At 65.1% G+C, this 11,702-nt stretch carries 11 protein-coding genes and 1 pseudogene; 7 read left to right on the forward strand and 5 right to left on the reverse strand.

Features of this window, described 5'->3' with window-relative positions; all coding sequences use genetic code 11:
- Positions 1 to 60 precede the first annotated feature (60 nt).
- The 3 genes from E3O46_RS12130 to E3O46_RS12140 all read right to left on the reverse strand — a co-directional run bounded on the left by E3O46_RS12130 (position 61) and on the right by E3O46_RS12140 (position 4,190).
- On the reverse strand, positions 61 to 1,194 hold the full coding sequence (locus tag E3O46_RS12130; RefSeq protein WP_134561772.1) for a site-specific integrase: 1,134 nt from the start codon (positions 1,192 to 1,194) through the stop codon (positions 61 to 63).
- A gap of 89 nt (positions 1,195 to 1,283) precedes the next feature.
- Entirely contained in the window at positions 1,284 to 2,192 is a 909-nt protein-coding gene (locus E3O46_RS12135; RefSeq protein WP_241987407.1) for a nuclease-related domain-containing protein, read from the reverse strand.
- 1,422 nt (positions 2,193 to 3,614) lie between these two features.
- Complete coding sequence (locus tag E3O46_RS12140) at positions 3,615 to 4,190, reverse strand: helix-turn-helix domain-containing protein (protein WP_134561773.1); 576 nt, start codon at positions 4,188 to 4,190, stop codon at positions 3,615 to 3,617.
- Positions 4,191 to 4,703: 513 nt separating this feature from the next.
- On the opposite strand from E3O46_RS12140, the gene E3O46_RS12145 reads away from it, so the two are divergent.
- Positions 4,704 to 5,132, forward strand: coding sequence for a GNAT family N-acetyltransferase (locus tag E3O46_RS12145; RefSeq protein WP_134561774.1), 429 nt, complete (start codon positions 4,704 to 4,706; stop codon positions 5,130 to 5,132).
- Positions 5,133 to 5,195: 63 nt separating this feature from the next.
- On the forward strand, positions 5,196 to 5,726 hold the full coding sequence (locus E3O46_RS19025; RefSeq protein ID WP_134446281.1) for a GNAT family N-acetyltransferase: 531 nt from the start codon (positions 5,196 to 5,198) through the stop codon (positions 5,724 to 5,726).
- A gap of 70 nt (positions 5,727 to 5,796) precedes the next feature.
- On the opposite strand, the pseudogene E3O46_RS12155 reads toward E3O46_RS19025, so the two are convergent.
- Positions 5,797 to 6,702 (reverse strand): annotated as a pseudogene (locus tag E3O46_RS12155) (DMT family transporter); the annotation flags it as partial.
- Positions 6,703 to 6,714: 12 nt separating this feature from the next.
- Between E3O46_RS12155 and E3O46_RS12160 the strand changes: the two are divergent.
- The 3 genes from E3O46_RS12160 to E3O46_RS12170 all read left to right on the forward strand — a co-directional run bounded on the left by E3O46_RS12160 (position 6,715) and on the right by E3O46_RS12170 (position 8,867).
- Positions 6,715 to 7,617: a LysR family transcriptional regulator gene (locus E3O46_RS12160; protein WP_134561776.1), complete on the forward strand. Its 903-nt coding sequence runs from the start codon at positions 6,715 to 6,717 to the stop codon at positions 7,615 to 7,617.
- 65 nt (positions 7,618 to 7,682) lie between these two features.
- On the forward strand, positions 7,683 to 8,525 hold the full coding sequence (locus tag E3O46_RS12165) for a sigma-70 family RNA polymerase sigma factor (protein WP_134561788.1): 843 nt from the start codon (positions 7,683 to 7,685) through the stop codon (positions 8,523 to 8,525).
- Between the two features lie 105 nt (positions 8,526 to 8,630).
- Entirely contained in the window at positions 8,631 to 8,867 is a 237-nt protein-coding gene (locus E3O46_RS12170) for a hypothetical protein (RefSeq protein ID WP_134559224.1), read from the forward strand.
- A gap of 139 nt (positions 8,868 to 9,006) precedes the next feature.
- Here the strand turns inward: E3O46_RS12170 and E3O46_RS12175 are convergent, their stop codons facing one another.
- A complete protein-coding gene (locus tag E3O46_RS12175; protein WP_134446277.1) occupies positions 9,007 to 9,687 on the reverse strand; it encodes an NUDIX domain-containing protein in 681 nt (226 codons plus the stop codon).
- Between the two features lie 143 nt (positions 9,688 to 9,830).
- Between E3O46_RS12175 and E3O46_RS12180 the strand changes: the two genes are divergently transcribed.
- Together E3O46_RS12180 and E3O46_RS12185 are read left to right on the forward strand one after the other, a co-directional pair.
- Entirely contained in the window at positions 9,831 to 10,817 is a 987-nt protein-coding gene (locus E3O46_RS12180; protein ID WP_134561777.1) for a DUF389 domain-containing protein, read from the forward strand.
- Between the two features lie 299 nt (positions 10,818 to 11,116).
- Entirely contained in the window at positions 11,117 to 11,701 is a 585-nt protein-coding gene (locus E3O46_RS12185; RefSeq protein WP_134559218.1) for an acyltransferase, read from the forward strand.
- The last annotated feature ends 1 nt before the right edge of the window (position 11,702 follow it).

Here is an 11,702-nt window from a genome sequence, read left to right on the forward strand (position 1 = left end):
CCGCGCGCACTCTCCCCTACGAGCGCACAGCGACAGCGGAGGTCCCAGAGCTCAGCCGTCTTATCCGCGCCCTGAAGCATTCGCTTGGTCATCGAGTGCGCAGGCGACGGCATCAAGGTCGTCGTCGAACAGGTCGGCGTAGACGTCGAGCGTCATCGCAGCCGAGGCGTGGCCGAGCATCCGTTGCACGCTCTTCACGCTTGCCCCCGCCGACACCGCCAGCCACGCAGCCGTGTGCCTCAGGTCGTGCGGGGTCACGACGGGGAAGTTTGGGTCGGCCTCCACGTTCAGGGTGGGATCGTCCGGGGTGCTGCGTCCCTCGCGGATGAGCGTCAGCGCGGGGTCGAAGTGCCGGTGCCGGAAATTGCCGTTGCGCAGCCACGCACCCGACGCGCTCGTGAAGACGAGGTCTTTCTGGCGCTTGCCCTGGCACCTTTGCGCAAGCTCGGTGGCCAGCAACGCCGGGAACGGCACGGATCGGCGGCCGTGACCCTTCGGTGTCCCCCAGACAGCGGCCCCGCCGACCTCCGAGACCGCTTCGGCGACTTCGATCCGCCGCCTGCTGAGATCAACCCGCCCCACCTTCAACGCGGCCATCTCGCCCCAGCGCAGCCCGGTGTACGCCAGGAACCGCACGACGTCGCCGAACTCTCCACAGTCGCGGGCCAGCCGGGCGACCTGGTCGTGCGTGAGGTACCCACGCGGCGTGCGAACGATCCGCGGCAAGCGGATGTCGTCGCTCGGGCTCTTCACGAGGCGCCCGTCCCTGACGGCGTAATTCAGCGTGCCGGCCAGGACCAAGTGAATCTGCCGCACGGTCGACGGCGCGAGCGTCGCCGCCAGACTGCTCACCCAGCGCTGCACATCGGCGTGCTGCACGCTGCGCAATGGGACTGTCCCCCACTTCGGCAGCACGTGCTTGTCCAGGTACAGGCGGTACCCGGCCCGCGTCGTCGGCTTGATCTGCAGCTGCGCCGAGTACCAGGCCTCGGCCCACTCACCGACGTTGACCTTCGACCGGGTTGGATCGACCCACTCGCCGCGCATCTTCGAGACCTCGACGGAGGCTAAGAAGTCTTCGGCCTCCCGCTTGGTGCGAAATCCGCGCTTGTCGGTCTGGTGCCGATCAGGAGTGCGGTACCGCACCCGGTAGCGCTTGCCCCTCGCCGTTTCGTAGGACGTCACGGAGCCCATGCTTCCTCCCGTTGTAGCTCGACTCTGTCCTACCCTGATCTACCAGGGACCGCAGACAATCGAGGTCAAGGCGATTGCGATTTGTTACGTCACGCCGGCGGGAAGGCCGACGCGAGGGCTCGGCGGATCTGCAGCATTACCGGCTCGTTGAGAGGCCCCGTCTTCTGCAGGTGCTCCACAGCTTTCTTGGGCCACAGAACGTGAACCCCAGCAATGATGAAGTCGCCACCGAGAAGCGGCCAGTCCGCTCCGACGAAACAGAGCATCCCATGCACGGGGATGCCGTCGATGCCTGCGTCGTCGAGCGCGGCCCTAACTAGCGCGACCTGCTTGAGCGCACCAGCAACCAGCCCGTCTTGTTTGCGCGACCCTACCATGAGCGTTTCGGTTCGGGGCCGGAACAGACCTCCTTCGATCTGCAGCCGAGGGCGACCTTGGTACTTCTTCGCGTCGATGACGAAGACTCCCGAGGGGCAGACCGCAATGTGATCGATATTGGCTCGCGTCGGAGGAATGCGACGGTCGTGCAAAACGTGAACGCCACTCCCGCTGAGCTTGTCGAGCCGTTGGCCCAGGGCCACCTCGCCCTGCGCCCCGACGGCCCACGCCCGGGTGCTCTGCGGCTCGTCGCTCAGCGCCAGGATGAGCCCACCAATATGCGGGTGTTTCTCACGGATCCTTGTCTCACGCTTGTCTTTGCGGCGGTCGTGCTCTCGCTGGGCCGATGCGCCGGCTGTACCCCCAAACACCTCGAGGTCCTCGGTTGCTGGCTCCGGGCTCGTGACCGCGTCTGTGTCGACAGGGCTGCGTTCAATCGGGCCGGGGACGGATGGAGTGGCCACCGCCGAATCCTGAGCGCACGTCAGGCAGGCGACCGTCTTGGTTTCGCGTTCGTAGAGTGCCATGGTCCCCGCAAGGATTTCGACGTCGCATATGCGGCATGGCCCGGAGTACCGCAGTCGCATTCTCTTCGGCGTCAACGCCGCTTCACTGCTCATTCTTGAAACGCTACGGCGGCCCTGGCGAGAAATCAGACCACAGCGGGCCAGTGTGACCACGACTGGGGGCCACGACTCCGAGGATGCCTGCGCTTCCGATTGCATCCATCTGCTCGGACGCATTCCTCCCAGTCAGTCGCCAATCGCACTCCCCTGGTCCGCCACTTCGCAATCTCGGCCCACCTTGAAGCTCCTGATTTCCTGACTCTGTTCGCCCTGCTATTACCGTTGCTCCCTCTGTTCTTTGTACTTGTCTATGTATTTCTCTTTTCTCTTTTTCTTCTTCTTCTCTCTCCCTCACACTTCTTTCTCTTTCCCTGTCCCACCGCTACCCCTTTACTTCCCAACCCCCCACACAATGCCGTTGGGTGTGGGGGGTTGGGAAGCGAGCGCAGCGAGGGGGTCGCGGTGGGACAGGGAAAGAGGCCCCTTACCTATTCGTTTGGGTATTCGCTCTAAACGAATAGCCAAACGCATAGGCAGCCGTCTCACGCCCCCTCCGTGGGGCTCGCTTCGGTGACGGATTCACGCGACAGAAGCTGAGTCCTGACGGCTGCACATCAACGCTCCGCACGCGGTGACCGGGATCGTCTCACTCCCGCCAACGGATGCGCATTGACGTGACGGCCGGGGGCAACCACCGGTCGCACACAACGCCCCCTCCGTTGCTCGAGCCGAACGTAGCCAGACTCCTCAGCTGAATGCCGGCCGTCGTGACCGCAGGAATGGATACCATCCAGTGCCTGCGGACGGGAGAAGAGTCACCCGGCGGATCGTTGACTACGACGAGCTATGGCCATCACACCAAACGGAAGGCAACCAACCACGGTGGCGACCAACCCGACGATTCGGAACATTAGTTCAGAGTTCGGTCCAATTATGAACGATGCAACGCAGAGGAAGATGCCCGCCAGAATCGCTCCGAAGCACATAGATTTCCAATTTGTGCGGCGGACTTGCTCATACGCGAATCGGCGTGCTTCATTGCGTCCCGGTTCAGGGGCGGCCCATAAGGCGACCAGCTCGGACGCGCGCTCTTGTATCGCTTGATCGTTAGCTGCCGCCACGGCCTGGCGTTGCGACCATCAGCTCCACCCGGGAAAACCTACGGGCAACCCCGCCCGTCGTGCAGCTTCATGGATGAAGCTCCTGAACTTCAGGTCTTCCGCTCGATCTGAGAACAACAAAGTCCCATATCGGCCAAGCGGATCGAGCAAAGGAAGGGCATCAAGTGCAGCTATCTCGTCGTATAGCCGCACCCCGCCTGCATTCAACTGCGCCCTAATCCTGCTCATGTTCGTCCATCCGTCGGTGCGTGAAGTCATTCGAATCGCTGCCAGACAAGCGCTGCGCCACCCCCGGTCAGAATAGCGACGTTGAAGCGGCGAATGAGGTCGTCGCGGTCAAGCTGATCGCCCGGCTTCAAACGCTCTCCAGCGTGGCGGCCTCAATCAGGATGCCGCGGTCACGGAACTCGCGAGGCACCCGGTCCACGTCTGCAGGAATCTCGTAGTCGCTAGTCCGAGGTGACCACGGGTTGTCGGGGTTCCCCTCCATGCCGAGGATCCAGTCCGGAATTGGCAGCGCATCCGCGTTCAGTCGGTACTCGCACAGCGCGGCGATGGCGATGTCCCAATGCTCGGAACCGGTCGGGAGCGGCTCGGTCAGGGTCAGGCCGACTCGTGTCGCGCCTCTCTCGGCAGCCAGGTTGTCGGCGAGTTGCAGGAAGCGCCGGAATGCCAGAGGTTCGTCGGATGCGGCGAGCGCGGCACTGATCTCCGAGGCGATCCGCGCCGCGTCGCTGCGCACTGTCGGTAGCGTGACCACGGTGTGCAGCGTAGCGAGGAGGAGCGCCTCGAGCGTCGCAACTGTGGGCTCACGCTTGCCGTTCTCGATCAGCGACAGCGAGGAGCCGGCGATCCCGGATCGAACGGCCAGCTCACTCTGACTCAGTCCGCTCGCTGCACGGGCAGAACGAGCCAGGATTCCTGCACTCATGACCCCACCACCTTTTACTAGTTAGTAAAAATCTAGCACCGTAGCTGCGTGAAGTCACCGGTCGATCGAACCAAGATTTCAGAATATGGATCTCGTCAGACTGTGACGAATACCGCGGCTGAACGGGCTCTCTACGGGCCTTCGGTACCCGCATTCTTGCCCACATTTTGCCCACAACTGGGGAAAAACGAGGTGATTTCGGTGATCACTTTGACGGCAACTTCGTTGATTTTACGCGGATCTTGACCCCCTTCCGCATGGTCACAGGGGCCTGTATCCGACTGAAAATCGAGAGGTCACGGGATCGACGCCCGTCGGGGCCACCCGCTGAAATCCCTGGTTATCCGGGGTTTTTCTCATTAACGGATGTCTTTTCTCCGGCCTCCCGGTTCAGCGGAAGTGGATGCCTCGACGTTCTCCGTCGAGAATCTCCGTTCGTTCTGAGAATCGCCTACGCACAGGAGCTCGACAATAGGGCCGATTCTCGGCGCTTGTGACCGGTTAGATGATGTCATGACTGCTCACTATCGGTTTTCCGCAGATTCAACTGAGATCGACCGGGACAAGGTCCATCGTTGGATCAGCGAGCAGTCATATTGGGCCCCTGGGCGCTCCCGTTCACGACAGGACGCGGCGATCGACGGTTCTCGCAACTTCGGCGTCTACGACAGTGCATCGGGCCGGCAGGTCGCGTACGGCCGAATGGTCACCGACGGAGTGACATTTGCCTGGCTGTGCGACGTGTTCGTCGACCCGGAGGTTCGCGGCCAGGGCCTCGGGGAAATGCTCATCGCAGGCATCGTCGAAGACTTCCGACCCCTCGGACTGCGCCGCATCGCTCTCGCGACCACTGACGCTCACGGCCTGTACGCCAAATTCGGATTCACCCGCGTGGTGGCACCTGAGACCTGGATGGAACGTCCCGACCAGCCACACTCCTGATCCACATGCGCCGTCGGGCGATGATCACGGGATGGCAGGGCGGGCCGTCGCTAGGCTCGCGTCATGAGTATCCGGCTTCGAGGGGCGAGCGCCCGCCAGTCCCCCGCGTTCCGCACCGGTAGTGCTGCTGACACCGCGGAGTGCGTCGCGCTGTGGGTCCGGGCATGCGCCACGCGCGATGGGGCGGCCGTCGCAGGAGTGGCCGAACGGGCTCGACCGAAGTTCGACCACGCCGAGAGTTGGATCGTGGCTGAGGAAACCGGTGCCGGAATCCGGGGCTTCGTTCTCGCAACAACGCCGAAGAGAGGGCTACCGACCGATCCACCCGACGCTGCGGTGGTGAGCCTGCTCGCCGTTGCACCAGACGCGCAGGGACGTGGGCTCGGGAGAGCGCTTCTGGTCAGTGTTGCCGAGGAACTCAAGCACCACGGTCACAAGCACGCTGTCCTGCACGTCCTCACGGACAACCACCCTGCTGTCGATCTCTATCGGCATGAGGGATGGCGGCCGTTGGGAGAGCCGTTCCAACACTCACTTCTGAAGAGGCCTGCGCAAACCTATGCGCTCGACCTGGATTCACGCGCGAAGGGCTGATCCGTTGACGCGAGAACGATGACGCCAGGCGGTGCCGTTGCTCGACGGACCGGCCCCAGGCGGTTCCGGCGAGGATGAGGGCGATACCGACGTATCCGGCGACGGCCACCGGGTCATGGGCGACGGCGATTCCGACAAGTGCAGCCCAGACCGGCTCAGTTCCGAGGAGGAGGCTCACTCTGGAGGGCGAGGTGCGTCGGACGGCCCAGGTTTGGATCAGGAACGCGAAGACGGTGCACGCGACGACGAGGTAGAGGAACAGGACCGTACGTCCGGGGTCGAGACGAGCCAGAAAGTGCGGGATCGAGTCGCCGTAGAACAGTGACGCCGCCGAGAAGATCATCGCGCAGGTCGAGAGTTGCACCGTGGTGAGGTGGAGCGAGTTCATCGGAGTGTTGCCCGTGAGCCTGGACATCGACGTGACGTGGATGGCACGGATGATGGCCGCGGCGAGCACGAGCAGGTCGCCGAGGCTCGGCGCCTGGAAGACACCGCCGCTGGCGAGCAGGGCGACTCCACCGATGGCGATCAGCGCGGCCAGGAAGAACCTGCCGGGCAGCCGGCGACCCGAGACGGCGGAATCCAGAATCGGCGTGAATACGATCGTCAGGCTGATGATGACTCCGGCATTCGTGGCCGATGTGTGGGCGATCCCGAAGGTTTCGAAGGCGAACACGGCAGTCAGCACAATCCCGAGCAGTATCCCGGATCGCAATTCCGCTTGCGTGATCCGGTGCCGCCGTGCGGCGACGAGGGCCGCCATGATGACCGCAGCGAGCAGCTTCCGTGTTGCGAGCAGGGCGACGACGGATTGGGGCGTGACCAGTTCTTTGGCGACGAGGTACGTGGATCCCCACGCGGCGGCCACCAGGAGCAGGAGCAGGTCGACGCGGAATCGACTGAGGAGGGCGGGCATTCCTCCATCGTCCGGCCTGACTTCACGTAATACAAGAGAGCACTTTAGTGTCGAATGCATTAGTTTCAACTTATGGAACTCGGTCAGCTTCGCGCGTTGCGAGAGCTGGGTGACCGGGGCAGCATTGCTGCCGTCGCGGCGGCGATGCACGTCACGCCGTCGTCGGTGTCCCAGCAGATCAGTGCCCTGCAACGTCAGTCGCCCGCTCCCTTGACCTTCAGGGACGGCAGAAGGACGGCACTCACGGATGCCGGGCGCGCCCTCGCGCTGGCGGCGATCGACGTCGAGGTGGCACTCGAACGCGCCGCGCAGGCGGTGGCGCGTTTCCAGGGCGATCACCTGGGCACCGTTTCCGTGACCGCCTTCCATAGCGTGGGCCTGGCCGTCTTTGGATCGTTGATCGCGGCCTGCCGGAGGCCCGACCTGCCCGGCGTTCGGCTGAGCGATTTTGATGTGGCCCAGGAGGACTTCCCCCTCCTCACCATCGATCATGATCTTGTGCTCGCCCATCGGCTGGTCGGCAGCCCCGCATGGCCGGGGTCGGTTCGGGTGGAACCCCTCCTGTACGAGCCCCTGGATATCGCGGTCCGACACGATCACCGACTCGCAGCGAAAGCCGCAATCGAGCCGGCGGATCTTCGCGACGAGGAATGGGTCGCGGTGCACGAAGGCTTTCCGCTCACGCAGGCTCTCGCCCTGATCGCGGGAATCGGAGGGAACGAGGCGCGGATCCTGCACCGGATCAACGAATTCTCGGTAGCCGCGTCCATCGTCGACGCGAGCGGATGCGTCGCCCTGATGCCTCGGTACACAACCGACCTGCGCGACCACCCGGGGTTGGTCCTTCGTCCGCTGGCCTACCCCGGACTCGGACGGCACATCGATTGCCTTGCCCGGCCGGAGACCCTCGAGCGCGCCAACGCGCAGGCGGTACTGGCGCAGATCAAGGCGATAACCGAGACTCTCACCCGGTGACCTTTCCGTTTCACGGCCCGACGCCCACAGGTCAGCCATAACATGAGACCTCCACTGAAAGCGTGATGATCTTGGACGAGACAGCAGTTTTCGAGCGAGAGCGTCCCCGGCTGTTGCGTATTGCCGGACGCATCCTGCGCGATGGCGTGGAGGCCGAAGACATCGTCCAGCAGGCCTGGCTGCGGCTTCACGCCACAGAGGCCGTGATCGATAATCTGCCGGCCTGGCTGACCACGGTCACGACACGGCTGTGCCTGGACAGACTGCGCGTCGAGAAACCCATTCTCGTTGACGACCTCGAGTCCCCGTCGCGAACCGCCGATCCAGCGGATGAGCTCGCCCTCGCCGACACGGTCGGGATCGCCCTCCAGGTGGTGTTGGACCGCCTCACGCCTACGGAGCGTGTCGCGTTCGTCCTTCACGACAGCTTCAGCATTGACTTTCCCACGATCGCCGCAATCCTCGGGAGCACTCCAGCCGCTGCACGCAAGCTCGCTTCGAGGGCGCGAAGCAAGATCCGCCCGCAGGGCCAGGAGCACGGCCGCGCCGACTGGAAAGTCGTGGACGCATTCCTCGCCGCCTCGCGGCAAGGCGATTTCGAGCAACTCCTCAAGCTGCTGGCACCGAACGTAGTGGTCGTCGGCGATGACGCGGCCATAGCGGCGGGGACCCCGTCGCGGATCGAAGGGCGGACAGCGGTGGCAACGATGTTCAACGGCGCAGCCAAGGCCGCTCTCCCCGTCTTTGTTGACGGGCGCGCCGGGGCCGCATGGTTTCATCGCGGTTCCCCCCGTGTTGCGTTTGACTTCACGGTCCTCGACGGCGTCGTGTCTCGAATCGACTTCCGCGCAGACCCGGAGGTCCTGGAACACATCATCCGGCGTGAAGCGGGAGCGAGCCGAGATTGACCTGCGACCGTCCACCACGGCAGCGGTCACACTTGGAGCCGATCGATCGTCATATAGATAGCGGGCCTCAAACGGGGACCGCCTTTACAGTGAGGACCCGAATCGATGAAGACCATGACCTGCCGCCAGCTGGGTGGACCGTGCGATCAACCGCTGCACGGCGAGACCGCCGATGACGTCATCAAGGCCCAGAACCGCCATCTCAAGGACGCGGTCAAAGCCGGAGACGCCACTCATGAGCAAGCCCACAATGAGATGAAAGCTCGTTGGAGGCATCCGAAGCAGTCGATGGATTGGTACACCTCAGCGAAGAAGGAGTTTGCCGAAATCCCAGGGGCGTGACCGTTGGATAGCGTTCGAACCTGACTCCAGAACGCGGACGACGGACTGCTGGAACAAACGCCCGCGGATGATGAACGGACGACGCTCGGCGGCATGCGCCCCTGCTGCAACCGGCATCCGCCCAGAGTCGCCGAGCGAGTCAGAGAAGGCCGGCCAGGGCGGCCCACTGCAGGAGGAGCACGGTCTTGCCGTCGACGATGCGGCCGTCGGCGACCATGGCCAGGGCTTCACCGGAGGGGATCTCGAGGACTTCGATCTCCTCGCCCTCCTCGGGGAGGCCGCCTCCTGCCGACACCCGGTCGGAAGGGCCGTAGGCGGCGACGTAGAAGTGCACGCGCTCGGTGACCGAACCCGGGCTCATGTAGAGATCGAACACGTGCCGCAGCTCCCCGACCGTCACGCCGAGCTCCTCGCTCGTCTCCCTCCGGATCGCGACCTCGGGCGAGTCCTCGTCGAGAAGGCCGGCCGCGGTTTCGATGAGCATGCCGTCGGGGTGATCGTTGACGTAGGCGGGATACCGGAACTGGCGCGTCAGCAGGACCGTCCTGCGATCCGGGTCGTAGAGCAGGATCGTGGCACCGTTGCCGCGATCGTAGGTTTCGCGCTGCTGGCTGGTCTGCTTCCCGTTGCGTCCGCGGTACCGGAAGGTGGTGCGGCGCAGAACGTGCCAGCCGTCGGAGGTCACCTCCACGCGGTCCACGGTGACGTCAGGGTTCCCGTGCAGGTCGGCTCCGACCCGATCCAGGCCGGTTCTGCCCCGGCCGTCCGGAGTGTCCTCGCCGGGCCGGCCGGGCAGGGGAAGGGTCGGAAGAGAAGTCATGACTACAAACGTACGGTGATGCGCCCAGGCGACACCATCGAGCGAAGTGCCCCTGCCGCTAACCCGGGATTCTCCCTAGGATCACTGCATGCCCCCACCGACGTCCCGCATGCCAGGCCTCGCGACAGCGGGAGGGCGGCACCGTGCTGGATGAGGCCCGCTTCAACACCGTCGCGAACATGCGCGCGTCGGTGTTCTTCGACGGCCCGGACGTGCGCAGCCGCTACAGCCGCTTCTGGATGCTGCTCGTGCTGTCCGCGGTCATTGCCTCGGCCGGGATCGTCGGCGACTCCACGGCGACCGTGATCGGGGCGATGATCGTCGCCCCACTGATGACGCCGATCATGGGCACCATGCTCGCGACGGTGATCGGAGACCGGACGAACCTGCTCCGATCGCTGCTCCTGGTCGTCACAGGCGCCGCGACGGCGGTCGCGATCGGGTACCTGGTCGGCTTCCTCGTCGTCAACGACGTGCTCGCGGAGACGAACGCACAGGTCTCCGCCCGGGTCACGCCCGGCCTCATCGACCTGCTCGCGGCGCTCGGCACCGGCGTTGTCGGGTCGGTCGCACTCGTGCGCAAGGACATCTCAGATACCCTGCCCGGCGTTGCGATCGCGATCTCGCTCGTCCCGCCGCTCACCGTTGCGGGCCTCGCCCTCGAGTCCGGCTCCGTCGCCCAGTCGCTCGGCGCCCTGCTGCTCTTCGTGACCAATGTCGTGGCCATCATCGGGACGGGCGTTGTCGTGATGTCGGTCTACGGGGTGACCCGGCTCGCGCGCGACCCCCTGGCGGGTGAACCGCACCGGGGAATGGGCCGCACCATCGCCCTGCTCACCGTCATGTTCCTCGTGATCGGCGTGCCGCTCGCGATCACCAGCATCGGCATCAGTGCGCGCGCCATCGTCGAGCAGGGCGTCCATCGGGTCGCGGAGTCCTGGGCGCAGTCGGTCGGCTGGGAGGTCGACACCGTGAGCACACGGGACGCCGACGTCTACATCCGCCTCGAAGGCCCGCTCCCGGTGCCCGACACGGCGACCCTCAAGGCGCTGCTGGATGCCGCGGGCGTGGACACGAGGAAGGTCACGGTCAACCTCGTCCCCATTTACTCGGTGAAGCTCGCAAATTAACGGATGTCCCCCCGAGGGGTACTAGCGTGTCGCGGCAGTTGCGGGGTACGTTCCGTTCGTGACCGCCGGGAACGGCGGCCACGACGCATCCGTTCCTCGTACCGTCCGCTTCCTCCTGTACACCCGAGCACAGGGACTGCCGTGAATACGACCTCATCGCATCGACTACCCCGTCGACCCCGATCCACCGCCTCACACGCGGCCATGCGCCCGCGCGGCACGACCAGCGCACGCGATTCGCGTCGCGGCACACCGGGCGCCACCGCTCCGGGCGCCACCGCAGTGACGACGGGCCCGCGATGAACGTCACCGATCCCGCTGAAGTCGACCCGAGCGCGGTCATCGGCGCGGGCGCACTTATCGCCGACCTGGTGCGGGTGCGCGAGTACGCCCGGATCGGGCCGGGCAGCATTCTCGGCCGCGGCGCGTACGTCGGACCCGGCGTTGTGGTGGGCCGCAACTGCATCGTGCAGGAATACGCGGTCGTCTACGAACCCGCGCTACTCGAGGACGGGGTCTTCGTCGGGGCGGCGGCCGTGTTCACGAACGACCCGCACCCCCGTGCGATCAATGCCGACGGCTCGGCCAGGCCGGTCAGTGAGCGGTCGACGCTGGGCGTCACCGTGCGAACAGGGGCCTCTGTCGGGGCACACGCTGTGTGCCTCGCCCCGCTGACGATCGGGCGCTGGGCGATGGTGGCCGCCGGCGCGATCGTGACCGCGAATGTGCCTGACTTCGCGCTCATGGTCGGGGTCCCCGCCGAGAGGGTGGGCTGGGTCGGCCGCAGCGGCGCTACCCTCGAGCATGTCGGCGACGGCGTATGGGTTTGCCCCGTCACCGGTGAGCGCTACCGGCAGCACGACGGGCAGCTCACGCTCGAGTGAG

Source organism: Cryobacterium glucosi (assembly GCF_004402235.1).
Classification (GTDB): domain Bacteria; phylum Actinomycetota; class Actinomycetes; order Actinomycetales; family Microbacteriaceae; genus Cryobacterium; species Cryobacterium glucosi.